Origin of the sequence: Pseudomonas sp. IAC-BECa141, assembly GCF_020544405.1 — a bacterium.
Taxonomy (GTDB): Bacteria; Pseudomonadota; Gammaproteobacteria; order Pseudomonadales; family Pseudomonadaceae; genus Aquipseudomonas.
The window spans coordinates 3474307-3498152 of sequence record NZ_CP065410.1 but is presented as its reverse complement, the minus strand read 5'-3'; the positions used below and the strand labels follow the sequence as shown (position 1 = coordinate 3498152).

19 protein-coding genes and 2 pseudogenes are annotated in these 23846 nt (G+C 61.0%); 7 read left to right on the top strand and 14 right to left on the bottom strand.

Features of this window, described 5'->3' with window-relative positions; all coding sequences use genetic code 11:
- Positions 1 to 395: 395 nt before the first annotated feature.
- Entirely contained in the window at positions 396 to 1034 is a 639-nt protein-coding gene (locus I5961_RS15850) for a hypothetical protein (protein ID WP_085703566.1), read from the top strand.
- A gap of 221 nt (positions 1035 to 1255) precedes the next feature.
- Here I5961_RS15850 and I5961_RS15845 read toward each other — a convergent pair whose 3' ends face one another.
- From I5961_RS15845 to I5961_RS15815, 7 genes and pseudogenes are all read right to left on the bottom strand, one after another.
- Positions 1256 to 2896, bottom strand: a complete 1641-nt coding sequence (locus tag I5961_RS15845; RefSeq protein WP_227232798.1) for a BatD family protein — start codon at positions 2894 to 2896, stop codon at positions 1256 to 1258.
- On the bottom strand, positions 2893 to 4629 hold the full coding sequence (locus tag I5961_RS15840; protein WP_227232797.1) for a vWA domain-containing protein: 1737 nt from the start codon (positions 4627 to 4629) through the stop codon (positions 2893 to 2895). The genes I5961_RS15845 and I5961_RS15840 overlap by 4 nt, the downstream gene beginning before the upstream one ends.
- Positions 4626 to 5705, bottom strand: a complete 1080-nt coding sequence (locus I5961_RS15835; RefSeq protein WP_085698328.1) for a vWA domain-containing protein — start codon at positions 5703 to 5705, stop codon at positions 4626 to 4628. Before I5961_RS15835 ends, I5961_RS15840 begins: the two co-directional genes overlap by 4 nt.
- A pseudogene (locus I5961_RS15830) lies at positions 5698 to 6194 on the bottom strand (DUF4381 domain-containing protein). The gene I5961_RS15835 and the pseudogene I5961_RS15830 overlap by 8 nt, the downstream one beginning before the upstream one ends.
- Positions 6191 to 7135, bottom strand: a complete 945-nt coding sequence (locus tag I5961_RS15825) for a DUF58 domain-containing protein (RefSeq protein ID WP_085698330.1) — start codon at positions 7133 to 7135, stop codon at positions 6191 to 6193. Before I5961_RS15825 ends, I5961_RS15830 begins: the two are co-directional and overlap by 4 nt.
- A gap of 5 nt (positions 7136 to 7140) precedes the next feature.
- The gene (locus I5961_RS15820) at positions 7141 to 8100 is read right to left on the bottom strand and encodes an AAA family ATPase (protein WP_007913915.1); all 960 of its coding nucleotides are present in this window, start codon (positions 8098 to 8100) and stop codon (positions 7141 to 7143) included.
- A gap of 280 nt (positions 8101 to 8380) precedes the next feature.
- Positions 8381 to 8734: a hypothetical protein gene (locus I5961_RS15815; protein WP_085698331.1), complete on the bottom strand. Its 354-nt coding sequence runs from the start codon at positions 8732 to 8734 to the stop codon at positions 8381 to 8383.
- 517 nt (positions 8735 to 9251) lie between these two features.
- Between I5961_RS15815 and I5961_RS15810 the strand changes: the two genes are divergently transcribed.
- Complete coding sequence (locus I5961_RS15810; RefSeq protein ID WP_227232796.1) at positions 9252 to 14138, top strand: NAD-glutamate dehydrogenase; 4887 nt, start codon at positions 9252 to 9254, stop codon at positions 14136 to 14138.
- A 69-nt stretch (positions 14139 to 14207) separates the two neighbouring features.
- On the opposite strand, the gene I5961_RS15805 is transcribed toward I5961_RS15810, so the two are convergent.
- The 4 genes from I5961_RS15805 to I5961_RS15790 form a co-directional block, all read right to left on the bottom strand.
- Positions 14208 to 14921: an ATPase gene (locus I5961_RS15805; RefSeq protein ID WP_227232795.1), complete on the bottom strand. Its 714-nt coding sequence runs from the start codon at positions 14919 to 14921 to the stop codon at positions 14208 to 14210.
- 241 nt (positions 14922 to 15162) lie between these two features.
- On the bottom strand, positions 15163 to 15582 hold the full coding sequence (locus I5961_RS15800) for a cupin domain-containing protein (RefSeq protein ID WP_085698334.1): 420 nt from the start codon (positions 15580 to 15582) through the stop codon (positions 15163 to 15165).
- Between the two features lie 238 nt (positions 15583 to 15820).
- The gene (locus tag I5961_RS15795; RefSeq protein ID WP_085698335.1) at positions 15821 to 16114 is read right to left on the bottom strand and encodes a putative quinol monooxygenase; all 294 of its coding nucleotides are present in this window, start codon (positions 16112 to 16114) and stop codon (positions 15821 to 15823) included.
- 120 nt (positions 16115 to 16234) lie between these two features.
- The gene (locus I5961_RS15790) at positions 16235 to 17671 is read right to left on the bottom strand and encodes a PLP-dependent aminotransferase family protein (protein ID WP_085698336.1); all 1437 of its coding nucleotides are present in this window, start codon (positions 17669 to 17671) and stop codon (positions 16235 to 16237) included.
- A 310-nt stretch (positions 17672 to 17981) separates the two neighbouring features.
- Between I5961_RS15790 and I5961_RS15785 the strand changes: the two genes are divergently transcribed.
- A complete protein-coding gene (locus I5961_RS15785; RefSeq protein ID WP_227232794.1) occupies positions 17982 to 18422 on the top strand; it encodes a carboxymuconolactone decarboxylase family protein in 441 nt (146 codons plus the stop codon).
- 739 nt (positions 18423 to 19161) lie between these two features.
- Here I5961_RS15785 and I5961_RS15780 read toward each other — a convergent pair.
- Positions 19162 to 19476: a hypothetical protein gene (locus I5961_RS15780; RefSeq protein WP_085703559.1), complete on the bottom strand. Its 315-nt coding sequence runs from the start codon at positions 19474 to 19476 to the stop codon at positions 19162 to 19164.
- A 195-nt stretch (positions 19477 to 19671) separates the two neighbouring features.
- Here I5961_RS15780 and I5961_RS15775 point away from each other — a divergent pair, with 195 nt between their 5' ends.
- From I5961_RS15775 to I5961_RS15765, 3 genes are read left to right on the top strand one after another with little or no spacing between them, the layout of a single operon-like run.
- Entirely contained in the window at positions 19672 to 20346 is a 675-nt protein-coding gene (locus I5961_RS15775) for a secretin and TonB N-terminal domain-containing protein (RefSeq protein WP_227232793.1), read from the top strand.
- On the top strand, positions 20343 to 20894 hold the full coding sequence (locus tag I5961_RS15770) for an RNA polymerase sigma factor (RefSeq protein WP_011334580.1): 552 nt from the start codon (positions 20343 to 20345) through the stop codon (positions 20892 to 20894). The genes I5961_RS15775 and I5961_RS15770 overlap by 4 nt, the downstream gene beginning before the upstream one ends.
- 33 nt (positions 20895 to 20927) lie before the next feature.
- Positions 20928 to 21866: a FecR family protein gene (locus I5961_RS15765; RefSeq protein WP_227235607.1), complete on the top strand. Its 939-nt coding sequence runs from the start codon at positions 20928 to 20930 to the stop codon at positions 21864 to 21866.
- A gap of 141 nt (positions 21867 to 22007) precedes the next feature.
- Here I5961_RS15765 and I5961_RS15760 read toward each other — a convergent pair whose 3' ends face one another.
- A complete protein-coding gene (locus I5961_RS15760) occupies positions 22008 to 22616 on the bottom strand; it encodes a prepilin-type N-terminal cleavage/methylation domain-containing protein (RefSeq protein ID WP_227232792.1) in 609 nt (202 codons plus the stop codon).
- Positions 22613 to 23065, bottom strand: a complete 453-nt coding sequence (gene gspH / locus I5961_RS15755) for a type II secretion system minor pseudopilin GspH (protein ID WP_227232791.1) — start codon at positions 23063 to 23065, stop codon at positions 22613 to 22615. Before gspH ends, I5961_RS15760 begins: the two co-directional genes overlap by 4 nt.
- Before the next feature lie 133 nt (positions 23066 to 23198).
- Between gspH and I5961_RS28835 the strand changes: the two are divergent.
- Positions 23199 to 23629: pseudogene (locus I5961_RS28835) on the top strand (type II secretion system protein N).
- Positions 23630 to 23846: the final 217 nt, after the last annotated feature.

Genomic DNA, 23846 nt, shown 5'->3' with positions numbered 1-23846 from the left:
ATGGATAAGTTCTGACGAAGGTAGTTATACAGGTGATTGAATAAATCTGTCCCCTTTTGACTTGTCCCCTTTTGACTTGATCCAAGCGCTGCCTCGAATCCGAAAGACTATGGCTCCAGTAAAATTGAGATCGACGTAAAGCGCTTGCAACAGGATATTGATTCCGGAGTATTGCCAGATACCAAATACCTGGATAATCGAAAAGTTACCGAAGAGCTTCAGTCTAAGGTGGATGAAGCACGGGTGAAGTACACGAACAACCCTTCAACGAAAAACGAGATCTCCTTGGGGCGTGCAGAGGAAGACCTGTCGAATGCCAAACGAGACGGTGAATGCTTGATCAAAGGTTGTGTACCGGCCGACTATATTAAAATTGTGAAGTAGGAGGTTTAATAATGGATCCGAGAATCTATGAATTACTCAATGGTATTCCAGAAAATGCAGACTATGCCGCAGAAGCAGGAGATCTGGATGTTGAGGATATTCCACAGGATAGACTCGACTCTGTGAAGGAGCTACTTCGTGAATCGAATGATGAATTAGTACGATTTTATGCTGCAAAGCTGTTAACGAGCTGGGGCGCTCGTGAAGGCCTGGTTGCCTTAGAAAAATTTATGAATAAATCTGAAGTTTTTGAAGGGCTATATGTTCACCGGTTACATGGTTATGATGATACCTATCGCCATATATTAATGGCGGTGACAATGTACTTTGCAAATGTCGCTGATAAAGAAGGGAAAGAAGTCGCAAGGGTACAGGTTTGCGATCTCCTTCTGAAGATTGTTGCGTTAGCCGGAGTGAGGCCTTTCGAGATTTCCGAAATGCTTCGCTTTGTTAGGCGTGAAAACTATATCGAATACTTGGCGCCACTAAAGCAGTATCTTCTGTCGATAATTGATCATCCAGAGGTGCATCGTTGGAAAATTTATGATGCCCTGGAGTTTTTTATGACTTTCGATTCGGAGTTTGTCGTGTCTTTATTGAAAAGTAAAAATATGTCTATTGATGATTTTAGCCCCCTGAGTAAAAGCTAATGGCGGTCTAGGTCAAGAAAGGGCAGAAAGTGTTGGAAAAAAAGAAAGGAAAGAAAGGGGACGGCGGGCTCAACCGGTCAACGCAACGTACACTTTTCGTTCGTTGATTTTTCTAGTCCTGAAATAGGTTTACACCTGTTTCACCCCAACGCCCGATGCATCGCATCGGGCGTTTGGTATTTCAAAGACAGGTGCCGACTGATCGACGCCCGGGGACGATCCTACTTCGGATAAAGCGGCGGCAACCCACTATCCCCAACTGGATCCTGCACCCGTTCCGCCGTCGGAATCGTCCTAATCGCCCGCCACAAATCCTCACCCTGCCAATGCTGCCCGGTCTCGCTGTACAACGCGCCGTTCAAACCATCGAGCGCATCCGACAACGGCACAAACCGCGCCGCCATGTCCGCCAAGGTTTCCGGTTGTTGGCGAGCCCAGGCGTCGAGGGCCTGGCGGGTGGCGTGGGGGTCGTTGGCCTGGCTGGCGCGTTTGATGTCGTCGAGCAGGGTGCGGGGGCTCGGGCCGGTTTGTGCGGCGCGCAGGATCGCCGGTTGCCAACGGGCACGCCACCAGAGGCCGAAGCCGAGCAGGGTGGTGCAGGCGAGAACGAACGTGCTGAGTTTCCACCACCACAAGGCTTCGCTGTCGGCCGCGCTGAGCGGTAGTGCGTTGCCCGCCGGGGTGTCGACTTGCAGGCTCGGGTTGTTCGCCACCTGCAGGGTGCGCGCCGGCAGGCTGGTGTGTTCCAGGTGATCTTCGAAGGTGTTCCACCAGACCACGTCCACCGTTGGCAGTTCGATCGAGCCGCTGCGACTCGGCACCAGTGCTTCGCGTTCTTCACGGCTGCCGATCAGGCCGCGGTCGCTGCTCTGGTTGTTCAGCACCGGTTGATCCGGGTAGCGGCGCAGGCCGTTGGCTTCGGTGGCGGGCAGGGCGGGCAGTTGCGAGCTGGCCAGGCCTTCGACCTTGAGGGTCAGGCTGCGGGTCAGGGAGTCGCCGACCTGGGTGTGCTCCGGCTCCGGGTTCCAGCTTTCGCTCAGGCTCAGGCTGCGGGCCGGCAGCCACGGCGCATCGCTGGGGTAGGTCATCGGTTTGGGTTTGACCGTCAGCGAAGTCGCGGCGGAGCTGATGTGCATCAGTTTGCCCGGCTTCGGCCCCTGCGTCGTGGCGTCCTGCGAGGGCTGGTTATCGACCAGTGTGGCGCTGAACGTTTGCGGGGCGATGCTCAGCAATCCACTGTGCTGCGGATAGATCGCATAGCGCATCTCGATCACGCCGTGGCGCACACCGTTGATGTCTTTTTCGTAGGTGCGCATGTCGCCCAGTTGCTCGATGCGCGCGTCGGCGATCTGCAACGGTGTCAGGCTGCTGTCGTCGTACAGCGACACCGAATGGTAGATGCGCAACGTCAGGATGGCCTGAGCCTGCACGTAGACGCTGGTCTGGTCGAGACTGGCCTCGATGAACACCGGTTCGCGGGCGTTCTTCTCTTCGCGGGTGTCGCTCTCGATCACTTGCACGGTGATCGGCTGGCTCTCGACGTCGCCCAGTTTCAGCGGCGGGATTTCAACGCTGCCGTTCTCCTTGGGCAGCAACGTGATGATCCAGCGCGTGGTGGCGCGGTTGTCACCGTTGAGCGTGTTCAATTGGTTGACCTGGCGCGTGCCGCGCACCTCGAACAGCGGTTCGAGCGGGGTCAGATCAGGCTTGCCGAACTGCGTGACATCGTTGGATTCGAGGGTGAGTTCCACCGTCTCGCCGGAGTTCAGGCGACTGCGATCCACACTGGCCGTCAGCTCGGCCGCCTGGGCGGAGGCCGTGCAGATCAGCAGGGGCAGCAAGAGAGCGGTGAAACGGGTCATCGAATGTTTTCCTGATCCTGATGTTGTTGCTGTTCGTACCAGAATTTGCGTCGCAGCAGTTCGCCCGGATCATCCGGGATCTTGCCCAGCCATTGTTCCAGCGCCTGCTGTTGTTCGCCTTCGAGGTTGTCCTCATTGGGGCGCAGCAGCGGCGGTGTGTTCTGTTCCTCGCCCGGTTCGCTGTCCGGCAACTCGTTGGCGCCCGGTAGCGGCGGGGTAGTCGGCGGCGGCTCACTGGCGGACTCACCGGTTTGCGGCTCGCTGTGGGTTTCGCTCTTGACCGCTGGCGGCAGAGCGGTCGGTGGCGGTGGTTCGTCGCCCGGTAGGTTTGGCTGCGCCGGTTTGTCTTGCGGTTCGGCCGGCGGCGGGGCGTTTTTCTGTTTCAGCAGGTTTTCCACCAGCGCCTTGTTGGTCAGCGCCGGACGCAGATCCGGCTGACGTTCCAGAGCCTGTTCATAGGCGTCCAGCGCCGCTTCCAGCTCGCCGCTTTTGGCCAGTGCGTTGCCACGATTGTAGTGGGCGTGGGCGTCATTGCCCTCGGCGAAACGCTGAGCGGCGCCACTGTAGTCGCCGGCTTCGTACAACGCCACCCCTTGCCATTGCGGATCTTCGAAATGCTTAGCTGCCTCGGCCGGACGCTTCTGTTTGAGCAGATGCAGGCCTTGTTGATCGGGGCGCAGCCACAGGTCTTCGAAGTCGAAAGCGTAGCTCGGTTGCGGCAATGCCAGCAGCAACGGCAGGCAGAACAGCCAGCCACGCCGCCCGGCGCACGCGGCGAGGAACAGCAGTGGCAACAGCAGCCAGTAACCCTGATCGGCCCAGGTGTCGAGACGCACGGTCTGGCCATCGCTGCGCAGGCTGCGCGGGCCGTCGAGCAGGCCGAGGTCGCCCAGATCGGATTCATCCAGGCGTGCGCTGCGGTACTCGCCGCCGACCGCGTTGAGGAACGCGCCAAGGCCAGGGCTGTCGAGTTGCGGTACGCGGATCGCGCCCTGAGCGTCCTTGAGGAAACTGCCGTCCTCCTGAGCAATCGGCGCGCCCTCGGCGGTGCCGACACCGAGCATCAACAACTGCGCCGATTGGCCGCTCAGCGCATGACGAATGCCTTGGCGTTCTTCTTCGGAAAGCGAAGAACCAATCAGCAGAATCCGCCCCTGACCCAACGCACCCTGCTTGAGCAGCGCCAATGCCTTGCTCACCGCCAGATCGGCGCGGTGGCCGCTTTCCGGCATCAGCGAAGGCTTGAGCGCGTCGAGCAGATTGCGACTGGTCGCCAGGTCATCCGACAACGGCACCAGCGTATGGGCGCTGCCGGCGTAAACGACGATGGCGGTCTGCGCATCGCTGCGCACCTGCAACAGGTCGAACAGCTTGCGCCGGGCCTGTTCCAGTCGCGTTGGCGGCGAGTCGGTGGCGAGCATTTCCGGGGTCAGTTCCAGCACCACCACCAACGGGTCGGCGGGTTTCTGGCTGGTCTGTTCGACCCGTTCCCAGCTTGGCCCGAGCAACGCCAGAATCGTCAGCAGCCAGGCCACGCTCAGGGCGACCCACGGCAACTTGCTGTCGCGACCGCTGCCGCCACTGAGCAGCGTGGCGTGGAAGGCCGGCGGCAGAATCATTTGCCAGCGACCGGCGCGTTTCTGCCGGTGCCAGAGCTGCCAGATCAGCCAGCCGAGCACCGGCAGCAGCAACAGCCACCAGGGGCGGAACCAGTGCGGCCACAGGGCGATCATCGGCGCCTCCGCAAACGCAGGCGTTTGAGGCGGTCGCGCCAGTCAGGCAAGGGGCTTTGCAGATACAACTCCTTGGTGAAAAAACGCTGCAGCAGGTTGTCGGGCCACAGTACGCGGGCAACCAGCAGAATGCTCAACAGCAGCGCGAATGCCAGTGGCCACTGATACAACGCCTGTGTCGGACGGGCCTGGGTCGGCTGTTGGGTCACGGGCTCGAGCTGGTCGAGGGTGTCTTTGATCGCTTGCAGTTCCTTGCCATCGCGGGCGCGGAAATAGCGGCCGCCAGTAACGTCGGCGATGGCCTTGAGCGCCGGTTCGTCGAGATCAAGGGTCGGATTGGTGCCGAGCAGTGCCGTGGCGCCGCTTTCTTCAGGGTCGGCGCCGATGCCGATCGGGTAGATTTTCACGCCTTCGCTGGCGGCCAGTTTGGCGGCGGTCAGCGGGTCGATTTCGCCGCCATTGTTCGCGCCGTCGGTGACCAGAATCAGCACCCGGCTCTGGGCCGGACGCATGCGCAGGCGCTTGAGGGCCAGGCCGATGGCGTCGCCAATCGCGGTGTTCTTGCCGGCAATGCCGATCCGCGCTTCATCAAGCCAGACCCGAACGGTGCGCCGGTCAAATGTCAGCGGCGCTTGCAGGTAGGCCTGGCTGCCGAACAGGATCAGACCGACCCGGTCGCCGTCGCGGCTTTCCAGAAAATCACCGAGCAAATGCTGAACCAGCGACAGGCGACTGACGTCTTCGTCGTTCCATTGCATGTCCGGGAAATCCATCGAGCCGGACACGTCCACTGCCACCAGCAGATCACGACCGCTGGCGGCAATCGGCAGCGGTTCGCCGAGCCATTGCGGACGGGCGGCGGCGATCAGCAGAAACAACCACAGCAACATGAACGGTGCCTGCTGGCGCCACGCTGGCAGATTGGCCCGGGCGCGACGGCGAGCGAGGCCTTCCAGGTCGCCCAGGAAGCTCACTTTGAGCGCCGGCTCGCCGCTGTCGGCCACCGGCAGCACAAGGCGCATCAGCCACGGCAGCGGCAACAGCAAAAATATCCACGGCCAGGCGAACTCAAACATGTTTGCGAATCCAGGTCTCGACCGCCTGGGTCAGGCCGGCGATGGCTTTGTCATCGAGTTTGCACTCGGGTTTGTAGGCGCCTTCGACGAGCACCATCCAGCGGGTCAGGCCGGCGGCGGGGCAACGGTTGTCGAGAAACGCCAGCCATTTACGGCCGTTGAGTGTGTGGCTCTGGCTGTAGGATAGTGGTTGCGGCACAGGCGTTTGAGCAGGCCGTTGAGCTGCTGCAGCCAGGCCCCGGCCGGGGCGCCGTCGTAGGGTTTGGGCATCTGCGCCAGTTCGGCGAGTGCGGCGATACGCACCGGATCGAGCGGCAGTTCGGCGCGCACGACCGGTTTTTTCTTGATCGGAATGAAACGTCGCAGCCGCCAGGTCACGATACCGATTACCGGCAACAGTAAAAGCAGCAGCCACCAGCCCGGCGCCGGCGGCCAGAAGGCAATCGGTGGCGGGGAGATCAGTGGTTGCAGTTGTTCGAGGCCGTTCATCGACCTTTCCCCGGACGTTGCGGGTTAAGGAATTCGCGCATCTGTTCGACCATTTCGCTCTGGGTGCTCAATGGCATCAACAGCACGCGCAGCTTCTGCGCGAGCAATTCCCAACGGGCGATGCGTGCTTCGGCCTGGGCGCGGTAGGTCTGGCGCAGGTCGAAATTCAGAGTGTCGAGTTCCAGCTGCGCGCCGCGCTCGGCGAATCTCAGCAGCCCGGCAGCGGGCAGGGCGTGATCCAGCGGATCGGACAGCGGCAGCATCAGCAGGTCGCAATGGCGCGACAACAGGCTCAATTGCTGCTCGGCGCTGTCGGACAGTGCGCGCTCGTCGCAGATCACGATCACCAGACTGCCCGGTCGCAGCACTTCGCGGGCCCGGCGCAACGCCACGCCGAACGCATCGCGATCCGGCTCCCGCTCGCTGTGCAGCGATTGATTGACCTTCACCAGCCGGTTGAGCAGCTGCAACAGGCTCTGCTTGCTGCGGCGCGGTTTGATTTCGTAATGCTCGTTGTCGCCGAACACCAGCCCGCCAACCCGATCGTTGTGACCCAGCGCCGCCCAGCCGATCAGCGCCGCCGCCTGCGCCGCGAGCACCGACTTGAACATCAGACCGGAGCCAAAGAACAGCCGCGTGCTTTGCTCGACCATGATGAAAATCGGCCGTTCGCGTTCTTCATGGAACAGTTTGGTGTGCGGTTCCTGCGTCCGCGCGGTCACGCGCCAGTCGATGGTGCGCACGTCGTCGCCGGCCTGATAGACCCGCACCTGATCGAAGTCGACACCACGACCACGGAATTTCGAGTGATGCAGGCCGATCAGCGGGCTGCGCTGGCTCGGCGTGGAAAACAGCTGCACTTCGCGCACGCGGTGACGCATCTCGATCAGCTCGGCGAGGCTGATGCGGATGCCCGGTTCGGAAGGCAGGGTGGCGTTCATCGGTGTCAAGCGACGGCTACGACGTCGAGAATCCGTTGCACCACCCGATCCTGGTCGATGCCTGCGGCTTCGGCCTCGAACGACAGAATGATGCGGTGACGCAATACGTCGAACAGCACGGCCTGGATGTCTTCCGGGCTGACGAAGTCGCGTCCGGCCAGCCAGGCATGGGCGCGAGCGCAGCGGTCGAGGGCGATGGAGCCGCGCGGGCTGGCGCCGTAGGCGATCCACTCGGCCATTTCCGGATCGAATTTGGCCGGGTTGCGCGTGGCCATGACCAGTTGCACGAGGTATTCCTCCACGGCGTCCGCCATGTACAGACCGAGAATTTCCTTGCGCGCGGCGAAGATCGCCTGCTGGCTGACCCGGCGCTCGGGCTTGGTTTCACCGTTCAGGGCTTCGCCCCGGGCCTGTTGCAGAATCCGGCGTTCGACGGCAGCGTCCGGGAAACCGATTTTCACGTGCATCAGGAACCGGTCGAGCTGGGCTTCGGGCAGCGGATAGGTGCCTTCCTGCTCGATCGGGTTCTGCGTGGCCATCACCAGAAACAGGGGCGACAGCTCGTAAGTGCTGCGCCCGACGCTGACCTGGCGCTCGGCCATTGCTTCGAGCAAGGCTGATTGCACCTTGGCCGGGGCACGGTTGATTTCGTCCGCCAGCACCAGGTTGTGGAAGATCGGGCCTTGCTGGAACACAAAGCTGCCGGTTTCCGGGCGGTAGATTTCGGTGCCGGTGATGTCGGCGGGCAGCAGGTCGGGGGTGAACTGAATCCGATGGAACTGGGCTTCGATGCCCTCGGCAAGCTCTTTGATCGCTTTGGTCTTGGCCAGACCCGGAGCGCCCTCGACCAGCATGTGGCCGTCGGCGAGCAGGGCGATGAGCAAGCGCTCGATGAGTTTTTCCTGGCCGAGAATCTGCGTTGAAAGAAAGGTTCGCAGCGCCAGCAGCGCTTCACGATGTTCCATCGATGACTGTTCCTGGAAAGGGTGGCCACAGGCGTTCGGATAACGCCGGGGCCGGGGGCGTTACTTTAATCCATCGCAGGGGGTGGCGACTAACGGCATTTTGCGCAAAGTGCGGGAAATGACCGGGGGATTTGTTGGAATTTTGTAGGGCGGGGGAAGTGCAGTGTTCTTTCGGGCCCTTTCGCGGGCAAGCCCGCTCCCACAATGGACCATATTCTCCTGGCAGAGCGCGGTCACTGTGGGAGCGAGCTTGCTCGCGAAGGGGCCAGTGCAGACACCCTCAAATCTGGCTGATAAAGGTGCCAGTACCCTCAAGAATGTTCTTCAGGGTTTCCTCGACTTCAGCCAAGTCCACCATGTCCGGGTTGAAGGTGATTTCAAGCACATCATCGCCATTCAACGCATCGGCATCCGCGGCCGCGATTTCGATCTTCAACTGGGTCTTGCTCAGGGTGGCCTTGACCCCGTCGAGGGTCGACGGCTCGCCATCCAGCGTGATCTCCAGTTCGTCCTCGTCCGGGTAGCGGCTCATCAGGAACATTTCGCCCTTATCGCTGTGGCAGCAGAGCATGGCCATGTTGTCTTCTTCGTCGTCGCACGGGTTGACGATCAAAAGGGCGGTGGTCATTTGCATGGGGGAATTCCTGCCTCGGCGGGCTTGTTGGTCGCAATTGGGCGCGATTCTGCCAGCCCTCGGGAATTTCTGCATGTGAGAGTGTCAGAGGATGTGTCGTGAACGCGACATAGGTCAATGGTCATTCCGGGCACGCCTGTACCGTAAAAACGGGCATTCAGACCGGCGTTCTGCCCCATGAATGCTAGTGTTTACCGATGCGCAGGCCTTGGTTTACGTGCCAATGACCGAATATGTCGCAGCACCGCAAGCAGACACATTGTCGCACCCATTAAGCTGCGCAACGGATGAGCACCCGTAAAGGCATTGCCATGGCCCCGCGAGCGGCGCCAGGCAGTCGTTTTTGCAGATGCCCATTCATGGAAGGTGAATGTGACCTGAGTGTCTCGTCCAGCTTCACCCACCTGTCACCCTGTTTCCTCTGCCCGAGATTCAGGAACAGGGCGACGGAACGCCCCGAAAGGGGTTTTGTACGCGACGCTTTCCATCAATAACAAGCCCAAGCGGAGTACCACAGATGGCGTTCTTCACCGCAGCCAGCAAAGCCGACTTCCAGCACCAACTGCAAGCGGCACTGGCGCAGCACATCAGTGAACAGGCACTGCCACAAGTGGCGCTGTTCGCTGAACAATTCTTCGGCATCATTTCCCTGGACGAGCTGACCCAACGTCGCCTCTCCGACCTCGCTGGCTGTACTCTTTCTGCGTGGCGCCTGCTTGAGCGCTTCGATCACGCGCAACCGCAAGTGCGCGTCTACAACCCCGATTACGAACGTCACGGCTGGCAGTCGACCCATACCGCGGTCGAAGTGCTGCACCATGACTTGCCGTTCCTGGTGGACTCGGTGCGTACCGAGCTGAACCGTCGCGGCTACAGCATCCACACCCTGCAGACCACCGTGCTGAGCGTGCGTCGCAACGACAAGGGCGAATTGCTGGAAATCCTGCCAAAAGGCACCACCGGCGAAGGCGTGCTGCACGAGTCGCTGATGTACCTGGAAATCGACCGCTGCGCCAATGCGGCCGAATTGAATGTGCTGTCCAAGGAGCTGGAACAGGTCCTGGGTGAAGTCCGCGTCGCGGTCGCCGATTTCGAGCCGATGAAGGCCAAGGTGCAGGAAATCCTCACCAAGCTCGATAACAGCGCATTCGCCGTCGATGCCGACGAAAAGAACGAAATCAAAAGCTTCCTGGAATGGCTGGTGGGCAACCACTTCACCTTCCTCGGCTACGAAGAGTTCACTGTTGTCGATCAGGCCGATGGCGGCCACATCGAATACGACCAGAACTCCTTCCTCGGCCTGACCAAGATGCTGCGCACCGGTCTGACCAACGAAGACCGCCACATCGAAGATTACGCCGTTGCCTACCTGCGTGAACCGACGCTGCTGTCGTTCGCCAAAGCCGCGCATCCGAGCCGCGTACACCGTCCGGCCTACCCGGACTACGTGTCGATCCGTGAAATCGACGCCAACGGCAAAGTCATCAAGGAACACCGCTTCATGGGCCTGTACACCTCGTCGGTGTATGGCGAAAGCGTGCGTGTCATCCCGTTCATCCGCCGCAAGGTCGAAGATATCGAGCGTCGCTCCGGCTTCCAGGCCAAGGCTCACCTGGGCAAGGAACTGGCACAGGTTCTGGAAGTGCTGCCGCGTGACGACCTGTTCCAGACCCCGGTCGACGAACTGTTCAGCACCGTGATGTCGATCGTGCAGATTCAGGAACGCAACAAGATCCGCGTGTTCCTGCGCAAAGACCCGTACGGCCGTTTCTGCTACTGCCTGGCCTACGTGCCGCGCGACATCTACTCCACCGAAGTCCGCCAGAAGATCCAGCAAGTGCTGATGGAGCGTCTGAAAGCCTCCGACTGCGAATTCTGGACGTTCTTCTCCGAGTCCGTGCTGGCCCGCGTGCAACTGATCCTGCGCGTCGACCCGAGAAACCGCATCGACATCGACCCGCTGCAACTGGAAAACGAAGTGATCCAGGCCTGCCGCAGCTGGCAGGACGACTACGCCGCCCTGACCGTCGAAACCTTCGGCGAAGCCAACGGCACCAACGTGCTGGCCGATTTCCCGAAAGGCTTCCCGGCCGGCTACCGCGAGCGTTTCGCTGCGCATTCGGCCGTGGTCGACATGCAGCACCTGCTGAACCTGAGCGAGAAAAAGCCACTGGCGATGAGCTTCTACCAGCCGCTGGCCTCCGGCCCGCGTGAGCTGCACTGCAAGCTGTATCACGCTGATACTCCGCTGGCACTGTCCGACGTGCTGCCGATTCTGGAAAACCTCGGCCTGCGCGTGCTCGGTGAATTCCCGTATCGCCTGCGCCACAACAACGGCCGCGAGTTCTGGATCCACGACTTCGCGTTCACCGCTGCCGAAGGTCTGGACCTGGACATCCAGCAACTCAACGACACCCTGCAGGACGCCTTCGTCCACATCGTCCGTGGCGATGCCGAGAACGATGCGTTCAACCGTCTGGTGCTGACTGCCGGCCTGCCATGGCGCGACGTTGCGCTGCTGCGTGCCTACGCCCGCTACCTGAAGCAGATCCGCCTGGGCTTCGACCTCGGCTACATCGCCAGCACCCTGAACAACCACACCGACATCGCTCGCGAACTGACCCGGTTGTTCAAGACCCGTTTCTATCTGGCCCGCAAGCTGGGCAGCGATGATCTGGACGACAAGCAACAGCGTCTGGAACAGGCCATCCTGACCGCGCTGGACGACGTTCAAGTCCTCAACGAAGACCGCATCCTGCGTCGTTACCTTGACCTGATCAAAGCGACCCTGCGCACCAACTTCTACCAGACCGACGCCAACGGCCAGAACAAGTCGTACTTCAGCTTCAAGTTCAACCCGCACTTGATCCCTGAACTGCCGAAACCGGTTCCGAAGTTCGAAATCTTCGTTTACTCGCCACGCGTCGAAGGCGTGCACCTGCGCTTCGGCAACGTTGCTCGCGGCGGCCTGCGCTGGTCCGACCGTGAAGAAGACTTCCGTACCGAAGTCCTGGGCCTGGTAAAAGCCCAGCAAGTGAAGAACTCGGTCATCGTGCCGGTGGGCGCGAAGGGCGGTTTCCTGCCGCGTCGCCTGCCACTGGGCGGCAGCCGTGACGAGATCGCGGCCGAGGGCATCGCCTGCTACCGCATTTTCATCTCGGGCCTGTTGGACATCACCGACAACCTGAAGGACGGCAAACTGGTACCGCCAGTCAACGTCGTGCGTCATGACGACGATGACCCGTACCTGGTGGTCGCGGCGGACAAGGGCACTGCAACTTTCTCCGACATCGCCAACGGCATCGCCATCGACTACGGCTTCTGGCTGGGTGACGCGTTCGCGTCCGGTGGTTCGGCCGGTTACGACCACAAGAAAATGGGCATCACCGCCAAAGGCGCGTGGGTTGGCGTACAGCGCCACTTCCGCGAACGCGGCATCAATGTCCAGGAAGACAGCATCACTGTGGTCGGCGTGGGTGACATGGCCGGTGACGTATTCGGTAACGGCCTGTTGATGTCCGACAAGTTGCAACTGGTTGCTGCGTTCAACCACATGCACATCTTCATCGACCCGAACCCGAACCCGGCCACCAGCTTCGTCGAGCGCAAGCGCATGTTCGACCTGCCGCGTTCGGCCTGGTCCGACTACGACACCAGCATCATGTCCGAAGGCGGCGGCATCTTCTCGCGCAGCGCGAAGAGCATCGCCATCTCGCCACAGATGAAAGAGCGCTTCGACATCCAGGCCGACAAGCTGACCCCGACCGAGCTGCTGAACGCCTTGCTCAAGGCGCCGGTGGATCTGCTGTGGAACGGCGGTATCGGTACTTACGTAAAAGCCAGCACCGAAAGCCACGCCGATGTCGGCGACAAGGCCAACGATGCGCTGCGCGTGAACGGCAACGAACTGCGCTGCAAAGTGGTGGGCGAGGGCGGTAACCTCGGCATGACCCAACTGGGTCGTGTGGAGTTCGGTCTCAATGGCGGCGGTTCCAACACCGACTTCATCGACAACGCCGGTGGCGTGGACTGCTCCGACCACGAAGTCAACATCAAGATCCTGCTGAACGAAGTGGTTCAGGCCGGCGACATGACCGACAAGCAACGCAACCAGTTGCTGGCGAGCATGACCGACGAAGTCGGTGGTCTGGTGCTGGGCAACAACTACAAGCAGACTCAGGCCCTGTCCCTGGCGGCCCGTCGTGCCTACGCACGCATCGCCGAGTACAAACGTCTGATGGGCGACCTGGAAGCCCGTGGCAAGCTGGATCGCGCCATCGAGTTCCTGCCGACCGAAGAGCAACTGGCCGAACGCGTTGCCGAAGGCCACGGTCTGACCCGCCCTGAACTGTCGGTACTGATCTCGTACAGCAAAATCGACCTCAAGGAGCAGCTGCTGGGCTCCCTGGTGCCGGACGACGACTACCTGACCCGCGACATGGAAACGGCGTTCCCGCCGACCCTGGTCAGCAAGTTCTCCGAAGCCATGCGTCGTCACCGCCTGAAGCGTGAGATCGTCAGCACCCAGATCGCCAACGATCTGGTCAACCACATGGGCATCACCTTCGTTCAGCGACTCAAAGAGTCCACCGGCATGACCCCGGCGAACGTGGCGGGCGCTTACGTGATCGTGCGCGACATCTTCCACCTCCCGCACTGGTTCCGTCAGATCGAAGCGCTGGACTATCAGGTCTCCGCTGACGTGCAACTGGAGCTGATGGACGAGCTGATGCGTCTGGGCCGCCGCGCTACGCGCTGGTTCCTGCGTGCCCGCCGCAACGAGCAGAACGCTGCCCGTGACGTCGCGCATTTCGGTCCGCACCTGAAAGAGCTGGGCCTGAAGCTGGACGAGCTGCTGAGCGGCGAAATCCGCGAGAACTGGCAAGAGCGTTATCAGGCTTACGTGGCTGCCGGTGTTCCGGAGCTGCTGGCGCGTATGGTGGCGGGGACTACCCACCTCTACACGCTGCTGCCGATCATCGAAGCGGCCGACGTGACCGGTCAGGATCCAGCCGAAGTGGCCAAGGCGTACTTCGCCGTGGGCAGCGCGCTGGACATCACCTGGTACATTTCGCAGATCAGCGCCTTGCCGGTTGAAAACAACTGGCAAGCCCTGGCCCGCGAAGCGTTCCGCGACGACGTCGACTGGCAGCAACGCGCGATCACCATCGCCGTTCTGCAAGCCGGCGGCGGTGATTCGGACGTGGAAACCCGTCTGGCACTGTGGATGAAGCAGAACGACGCCATGATTGAACGCTGGCGCGCCATGCTGGTGGAAATCCGTGCCGCCAGCGGCACCGATTACGCCATGTACGCGGTGGCCAACCGTGAGCTGAACGACGTGGCGCTGAGCGGTCAGGCGGTCGTGCCTGCTGCGGCGACTGCGGAGCTTGAGCTTGCTTGAGTAGCCGTTGAATGAAAAAGCCCCTGCATTGTGAGATGCGGGGGCTTTTTTTGCCTGATGGTTTTATCGTTACTGCAAGTTAGGTCCTTGTTTGTTATCAAGCATCGACACTCTATCTGCCGGTCTGGTCAGCAAATTACTGAGCGACTGGTCAAACTTCTGCAACGCCCGAACCTGAACTTCCTGCTGCTGATTAATATCCGCAACAATCTCCTCCGAACGCTTGAAGTCCGCCCAGATCGGCGTTAACTCTTTCGCCTCGGAGCCTTTCGCCGTCCCGATATAGTTGAACTTGCCGTCATAGAAATCCGCACTCACATCGGCCTTGATGTCCGAACTGCGTGAAGTAATCAACTGGCTGTGAGTATCGACGATCGCTACCACATCCGGATTCGCCGCTCGCAGGCTCTGCATGTCCGGGTACACCGTGACTGAGCCGAACTGGCGTTGCAGCGAGGCTTTCACCCAATCCACCGCCATGTCCGGTTTTGAAGTGGCGACGTAGGCGTCATGAATCGGCTGCACCAGCAGACTCTGACCAAAACCGGTGCCGGCGTTGCTCTGGTAGTCGCGCAGGTATTCGCGGTTGGTCTGGGTGCTCGGGCTGTAGACGACGCCCAGCGAGACACCGGGGCCGCTTTTGACCTGGGTGGCGGTGCTGCGACCCACCGGTTGGGTGAACAGGGTGTCGAGGGAGGAAACCGCTTTCGGGGCGGTAGGAACAGAACAGGCTGACAACGCTAAAACCGATATCGCCAAGGTACTGGCAAAGGCAAGTTTCATGGTGAGTCTCCCGTGAAGCAACTTCAGTCGGAAAGTCAGAGATGTCGGGGTTGATTAAATGCAACCGGCGACAGTTGCCTCAGACTACTCCCGCCAAACTGAAAACAACCTGACAATTTGCTGAATGACTGTCATGCAATAGTTTTATTGGCTGTAAGCGTTCTTGATTAATTGCCGCGGGTAATAAAAAAGGCGCAAATCAATCATTTGCGCCTTTTATTTATGGCTGCTTGAACAACCATCAGTTTTTCAATGGGATCAGCACTTGCTCGTCTGGTGACAACACCATGAACACCAGCAACTTGGCAGGTTTGGTTTTGCTGGCGTTTTTCGACACCAGATGTTCGGAACCGGCCGGCTCGTACCAGTACTGGCCCTTCTTGTAGGTGATCGGTTGTTCGCCCTTGACCTGAGAAGTCACTTCGCCTTCGAGCACATAGGCCATCGCCGTGCCGTCGTGTTTGTGGGCGATGGAGGACTGGCCGGGTTTGTAATCGACTTCGATCATCATGGCTTTTTTGCCGGGGACGTTTTTCAGCATCTGGTCCTGGAGGACCGAGATTTTCTCGGAAGGGGAATCGGTGCCGTGGGCCAGTGCCGAAGCGCTGATGGTGAGGGCCAGAGCGGCGAGCGGGGCGGCAAGCAAGTGCAGGACTTTCATGTGATCACCTGATAAGTGGGGGAGTCGGTCATCACAGTAGTCCGCGTGCCGGGGTATTCAAACGGCCAATATTCGGGAAGTTCGGGTGACCAATCTGGGGGATGTCAGCGCTTTCGAATACGCCATCGCGAGCAAGCTCGCTCCCACAGTGTTCTGTGTCGTTCATATTATTAGTGAACTGCACGAAACCCTGTGGGAGCGAGCTTGCTCCGGGCGGCGTTCCGACGAAGGCGGCGGATCAGACGATAGGAAAGCTGTTGAAATCCACGCTATTGGCCAGACGACTGTCGATCAGGTCGATGAAGCCTTGGGCTTCCGGGCGATTGAAATGCGCCTGCATTGCCGCTTCCGACTGCCACCGGGCGCTGACCGTCCAGCGGTGGCTGTCCTCGGGGCAGCGGTCGACCAGGTAGGAGTCGCAGCCCGGCGTTTCGCGCAGGGTTTCGACGATCTTCTGCAACTGCTTGCCCAGCTCCTCCGATCGGCCGGCGGCAGCCTGCACCTGTACGGTGTTGATCACTTCGTTGGACATTGCTCACACTCCTGAATCAGGCCGGACGAATCCTGCTCATTGAGGGATAACGCTTGTGCAGAATAGGCCTGCGCCCCCGGATCACCAATAACCAATCGGCGGTTAATCATTTAGTCCAATCTAACCAACAACCTGTTGCAGAATGTCGCGCAGGCGGTCGAGCGCGATGTCGATGTCCAGCGTTTCGATAGCACCGAAGCCGAAGTACATCCCGTTTTTTGCCGGTTGCTGGTGATAGAAGCCATTGATGGCGTACAGCCCGACTTCGACCTTTTTCGCCAGTTCGATCACCAGCGGCAAGTCGATTGGCACCTTGCAGAACACCGCCATGTGGAATCCTGCACTGGGCGGCACGGCCTCCAGCCACGGCGACAGGTCAGTGGCCATGCGCGCGAGAATCCGTTCACGGCGCTGGGCATAAATCGTGTGGCAGCGGCGGATGTGCTTGAGCAGACAGCCTTCGGCGATGAACTTGGCCAGCGCCCATTGGGGCAGGGTGGAGGCATGCAAATCGGTGAGTTGCTTGGCGCGGATCACCGCTTCGAGAATTGCCGGCGGCAGGATGGCGTAGCCGAGGCGCAGCTCCGGCAACAGGGTTTTCGAGAAGGTGCCGACGTAGGCAACGATACCGCGCTGATCGAGGTTGTGTAGCGAGTCGGTGGGCCGGCCCTCGTAGCGGAACTCGCTGTCATAGTCGTCCTCGATGATGATCGCGCCGAGTTCATAGGCCCGTTCGAGCAGGGCTTCGCGCCGCGCCTGGCTCATCGGCATGCCCAGCGGAAACTGGTGCGATGGCGTCACGTAGATCAACCGCGTGCCCTCGGGAATCCGTTCAACCTGAATGCCTTCGGCATCCACCGGCACGCCGACCACCGTCGCCCCGTGAGTGCCGAACAGCAGCCGCGCCGGCGGATAGCCGGGATCTTCCATCGCCACCAGACTGCCGGGGCGAATCAACACGCGGGTGATCAGATCCAGCGCCTGTTGTGCGCCGTTGCACACCACGATGTCTTCGTCCTGACAGTTCACGCCACGGGAAAACGCGATGTGCCGGGCAATCGCATTGCGCAGCGCCGGCAGGCCTTCCGGCACGCTGTAGAAACCCTTGGAATTGGCCATCTGCCGCAGGGCATGAGAGACGCAGCGGCGCCAGTCATCCTGGGGAAACTGGCCCTTGCTGGTGGCGCCGCCGATAAAGTCGTAACGCAGCGAGCCCTCGAGCGTCGGATGGCGCAGGAACACCGGCAGATTGCGCCAGCTCTCGATCACCTCGGAACTGGCCAGCTCGGAATGGCTTTGCTTGCGCTGCACCGGCGTCGAGCGGGCGTTGACGTAAGTGCCTTTGCCGATGACACCAGTGAGGAAATTCTCGTAAGTCAGCTGCGCGTAAGTGTCGGAAATGGTCTTGCGCGAGATCCCCAATTGCTCGGCGAGCAAACGACTCGGCGGCAGTTGCGTGCCGGCAGCCAGACGCCCGGACTCAATGGCGCCGCGCAGTTGCTGGTACAACTGACCGGCCAGATCCTTGCGGCCGTTGATCACGACATGAAGTTCCATACCGACGGGGCTCCCGGGGGCGACTGAAGTGTCGGCCAGATTACCCCCGAATGCGGTATCGGCAGAAGTTGCGTAGTGCAAATCCCCCAAATTGGCGCAAAACCCTGTGGGAGCGAGCTTGCTCGCGATGGCGTCAGTTCAGCCACTGTCAAAGGTGAATGACACACCGCTTTCGCGAGCAAGCTCGCTCCCACAGGTTTCGTGTTTTGCCTGGATCAGTGGTCTGCCGGTTTTCCGTGCAATTGGGGCTGTAACCTTGCCGAACCAACGCTTACCGTGAAATCACTCTTCTGCTGCCCGAGGCCCGACCATGTCCCCGCGTCTGGATTACTACAGCGCTTCACCCAAAGCCATGAAAGCGATGATTGCCCTGGAAGCGCTGACCAGCAGCCTGAGCATCGAACCGTCGTTGCTGCACCTGATCAAGATCCGCGCCTCGCAACTCAACGGCTGCGCCTTCTGCACCGACATGCACTCCGTCGAAGCACGGCGGGCAGGGGAGACGGATCGACGGCTTTACGCCATTGCGGTCTGGCGCGACAGCGGCTTCTTCAACCTGCGCGAGCGTGCGGCGCTGGGCTGGACCGAGGCTGTCACGCTGCTGGCCGATAGCCGGGTGCCTGACGATGTTTACCAGCAGGCGCGGGAACAGTTCAACGAGACCGAACTGGTGGATCTGACCATGGCCGTCAGCACCATCAACAGCTGGAATCGGTTGGCGGTGAGCTTCCGTCAGATTCCCAGCGATTGATCACAAGCCATCCATCGCTGCGCCCCCTACACGCTGATCGTTCCCATGCTCCGCGTGGGAATGCCTCTAGGGACGCTCCGCGTCCAGTGACGCAGAGCGTCACAGGCTGCATTCCCACGCAGGAGCGTGGGAATGATCAGGTGAAAGCTGGTTCGGTGGCTGTGGTTTTGATCGTTCCCATGCTCCGCGTGGGAATGCCTCTGGGGACGCTCCGCGTCCAGTGACGCAGAGCGTCACGGGCTGCATTCCCACGCAGGAGCGTGGGAACGATCAGGTGAAAGCTGGTTCGGTGGCTTTGGTTTTGATCGTTCCCATGCTCCGCGTGGGAATGCCTCTAGGGACGCTCCGCGTCCAGTGACGCGGAGCGTCATGGGCTGCATTCCCACGCGGGAGCGTGGGAATGATCAGGTGAAAGCTGGTTCGGTGGCTGTGGTTTTGATCGTTCCCATGCTCCGCGTGGGAATGCCTCTGGGGACGCTCCGCGTCCAGTGACGCAGAGCGTCACGGGCTGCATTCCCACGCAGGAGCGTGGGAACGATCAGGTGAAAGCTGGTTCGGTGGCTTTGGTTTTGATCGTTCCCATGCTCCGCGTGGGAATGCCTCTGGGGACGCTCGCGTCCAGTGACGCGGAGCGTCACGGGCTGCATTCCCACGCGGGAGCGTGGGAATGATCAGGTGAAAGCTGGTTCGGTGGCTGTGGTTTTGATCGTTCCCATGCTCTGCGTGGGAACGATCAAAACTAGTTCGGCGGGCGCTGCGGTTTCACCGACGTGCCAAACGTATTGCCCATCCGCGTACTGGTGGCCGCTGGCGTCGCCAGTCCCACCTGATTCGGCGGGCGCTTGTTGACCGGCACATTCATCGCTTCCTGATTCTTCTGCGCAGCCGCCGCGCCGTCAGGGTTGTTGCCCATCTGCTGGCTCAGGCAGTCGTAATTCGGCGCCTTGTAGCCACCCACCGTCACCTCGACGCAGCCCAGCGGTTCCTCCGCGTGTGCAGCGCTAAACACCGTCAGCAACAACCCGCCGAGGGCGACTTTCCAGACTGATTTCATGCCTGCCTCCTGGCCGGCCCGAAGGGGCCGCTCTGGCTCAAGAGTCTAGTGCAACGGCGGCGCCGATCCCGTGATGGTTTTTTTGCAGTGGCCGTCACACCAGATTCATAAACAGCCCTCAGGATGACGGTTTTCAGGGGTGCATCAGCCGTGCAGCGAGGCCGTGCCAGGGACGAATTTGCGCGCTCAGCGCTCATGCGCCAGCTCTGTCTGGGGCTGCTGCTTGGCTTGTTTCTGAGCCGTGCCAGCGCCGACCCGATGCCGGCGACGATGCGTATGACGCTGCACATCCCGGCCCAGGAACTGGCCCGCGCCCTCGATCAGTTCAGTCGCGCCACCGGCATGGCTGTGCTGGTCGACAGTCAGTTGAGTCGCGGTCGACGCTCGTTGGCGGTGGATGGTGAATTCACCGCCGCCGAAGCGTTGCGGCGGATGCTCGGCGGTAGTGGCTTGATGGCCAAGTACAGCCGCGACGACGCGTTCACCTTGCAGGTCGCGCAAGTCGAAGACGTGCCGCTACCGGCGGAGAAACCGACCCCCGCCAGCGCAGCCGTCAACCGCAGCTACGCCACGGCGGTGCAGGCCGCGATTGAGCGCAACCTGTGCCGCTCGCCGCTGACCCGGCCCGGCAGTTTTCGCGCGGTGTTGCAGCTGTGGATCGGCCGCGACGGCGTGGTGCAGCACAACCGGTTGGTCACCTCGACCGGCGATGTTCGGCGCGATGCCGCGCTGGTAGAAAGTTTTCACACGCTGAAAATCGAACGGCCGACACCCGGCGCATTGCGCCAGCCAGTCACGTTGCTGTTGTTACCCGAATCGTCAGGAAAGCGCATGGAATGCACACAATGGGAAGGAGTTTCCGGGGGATGAAAGACGCCGGACAAAGTTCGATGGTCCAGCTGTTCCTGACGTCCTACGAGGACTTTCGGGTGCGCCTGCGACGCCGTCTCGGCTCGGAGGACCTGGCCAACGACGTGCTGCACGAAACCTACCTGCGGGTCGATCGCATGGAAGCACCGCCGAACCTGCTGCGGCCCAACGCCTACCTCTATCGCATGGCCCTGAACATCGCCGCCGACCGCCGCCAGGCCGATGCGCGGCTGCTCACCGGCAGCGAAGTCGAAGAACTGCTGCAAGTCAGCGACGAAGCGCTCGACCCGATGCGCGTGGTCGGCGGCCAAAAGGAAATCCAGTCCCTGCTCAGCGCCCTCTACGAGCTGCCGGCCCGGCGCCGCCGGATCTTCATCGCCGCACGCCTGGAAGAAGCGCCGCACCTGGAAATCTCCCAGCGTTTCGGCATCTCCACACGCATGGTCGAGAAGGAAATCAAGGCTGCCCTCGGACACTGCGCGGCCAAACTGGAAAGAAAAGTGTTTCAGCGGTTCGGTCGCGGGGCCGGAAAACCGTCTAGTGAATGAAGCTCCCGATCAACCCGTCGAGTACCTGTGCGTTTGAACATCTTCCGTCTGACACCTGCCGAGCCCACGCCTGCCGAGCGTCTGCAAAGCGAAGCCCGCGACTGGCTGATCCTGCTGACCTCCGGCCGCGCCACGGTCGCCGACGCCCGGGCGCTGCGCCAGTGGTGCGCCCAAAGCCCCGAACACGCCCGCGCCTTCGAAGAGTGCAAGGCGTTGTGGCACCTGCTGCAACCGGCGGCGGAAGAATTGCGGGCCCCACGACGGTTTGGACGACGGGCCTTTCTCGGCGGCGCGATTGCCGCATCGGCGGCGTTCCTGCTGGTTCGCGGCACGATCCCGGGCGGGTTCTCCGGCCTTGGCGCCGATTACATCACCGAAGTCGGCCAGCAACGTCGCGTCGAACCGGCCGATGGCTTGAGCCTGGAACTGAACACCCAGACCCGCATCAACCAGCGTTCGGTGGATGAGGGCGTGCAAGGTTTTGAACTGGTCAGCGGCGAAGTCGAAGTGCAGACCGCACGCCTGCCGATGGCGATGCAGGCCGGTGGCGGCTGGTTGCGGGCGAGCAGGGCGCGGTTCAACCTGCGCAACCTCGATCAACAGGTGTGCGTGACGTGCCTCGATGGCGCGGTGGACGTGGAAGTCGAAGGCCGAAGTCTGCGACTGGAACCGGGCCAGCAGTTGACCTACGACGCACAACGGGTCGGCAGCGTACAAAGCGTCGACACCGCCGCAGTAAGCAACTGGCGTCAGCAGGTGCTGGTGTTCAACGGCACGACCCTCAGCCAGATGATCGACGAGATCAACCGCTACCGCCCAGGCATGTTGCTGCTGCTCAACCTCGAACTCGGCCAACGCCGCGTACAAGCACGTTTTTCCCTCGATCAACTGGCCGGCGTAGGCGCATTGATCCGCGATGCCTACGGCGTCAAATGCACCGAGTTGCCTGGCGGCGTAGTCGTCCTCAGCTAACTAACACAACACCCACAAACACCCCATACCCCTTGTGGGAGCCAGCCTGCTGGCGATGAGGCCCGCACATCCGACATCTCATTGCCTGACCCACCGCATCGCCAGCAGGCTGGCTCCCGCAAAGTTCAACGGTGACCGCCGCTACTGCAACGGCCCCATCACCTGCCGATACTTCTCCACCCCCTGCGCCGTCTCCCGGGTCAACCGCACCTCCAACCCCAACGGATCCTCCCGCCGATTCCCGCTCAACTGCCGCCACCCCTTGTCCATCTCCCAAACCCGCACCTGCAAATCACTCACCTCACCCAACACCGCCACCCCAGCCGTAGGCGCCGGCAACGGATACCGACTACGCGCCGGCGCCACCGCGCGATACAACGTATCCCCCTTGAGCCACCAGCGCACCCGCTGCAAAGCCCCCGGCTGATCCGCCGCGCTCCGAATGATGTCCAGCCGAAACCCCTTGCTGTCACTGCTGCGCACCGTAACGGCAGGCGGCGCCGTCGCCGGTTCATCCTCCGTGCCGACCTTCTTCGGCTCCGTCAGCTCGATCCCGGCGCGCATCTCCACATCCCGCTGCATCTGATTCAGCGCCCGCAACAGGCTGTCACTCTGCTCACCACTGGCCTGCAAATGCTTGTCGGCGCGCGTGACACTGTCCAGCCCCTTCCAGGCAATCAGACTGACCACCGCCATCAACAGAATCGCGACCATCACCTCGATCAGCGTAAAACCTTGTTGTCTGTTCATTGCACGCTAATCCGGCCCGAAGCATCGCGCAGCACACTCAACCGATTGATCCCGTCAGACAGCGTCAACTGCAGCGGCGGATTGATCCACTCCGCGTTCAGCACCACTTTCTGCTTCGGCTCCACCCGCACCTCCAGCTTCGGACTCTGCCACGGACGCGGCCGCAACTGCGGGTCCCGTTCGAAATGATCAAAACCCTTGCCACTGTCACTGCGCCGACTGAACCGAAACCCCTTGCCATCGCTCAACCACGCAATCGGCCGCCCATCAGCACGCGCCTCAGCCTGAGCAATCTGCAGCAACTGCGCCACGCGCTCGGCGTCCTTGCGCAGCAACTGCAACGGATCGGGCTTGATACTCAAACTGATCGCCGCACTGGCGATACCGATGATCACCAGCACCACCATCAACTCGATCAGCGTAAAACCCTGCTGCCTGCACCGGTTCATCGAATGCGCACTCCCTTGCGTCCAGCCCCGTCCTAAAAAACCATCCTGCACGGCCAACATGTAAGGCGTGTGAAATAAAACCGTGAGAATTGCCGCGTAGTCTGGTCAGCGGGACTAAAAGGAGATTCAGCCCATGAGATACACCGCACGCTTTTCACCCCCCAAATCATCCAGGCCGCCGCACTGCTGGCCGCCCTGGTCGGCATAGCCACCTGGTCATCCCTGCTCCTGACCACCGCCGAATCCCACACCCCGGCGGCTACGCCGCAACTGCTCGCGGCGCGCAGCGATAACCCGGCGTTGCAGTGGTTTTCCAACCGAACGGCGCAGGTGGAGATCAAGGTGAGTGGCGTGATGGCGGGGAGTCGTGGGGCGGTGGCGATTTTGAGTTTGAACGACGGGCCGCCGAGGAGTTTTTTGCAGGGGGAGCGGGTGAGTCCTGGGGTGAAGTTGGTGGCGGTGGAGGGGGATGGGGTGGTGATTGAGCAGGGTGGGGAGAGGGTGCGGTTGGAGGTGGAGAGGTTGGGGGAGGGGGTGGAGATGCCTAGGTTGGTTAGGCCGTGAGTTGTGGGTAGAGATCAATGATTCGCTGTTTCAGTTGAGAAGTGTGTTCTCAATTGGCAGATATGTGCTTTGCTGCTTTCGGCCAGAAGCAGCTCCTCGTACGAGGCTGCCATGTTGAGATCGATTCAGATTTAGCCGATGCCACTGCACGTTGCGAAACATAAGATGCTCGTCTATGTTGGTGGAACTTGGGGCATTTCGCCATCATACGCATGGG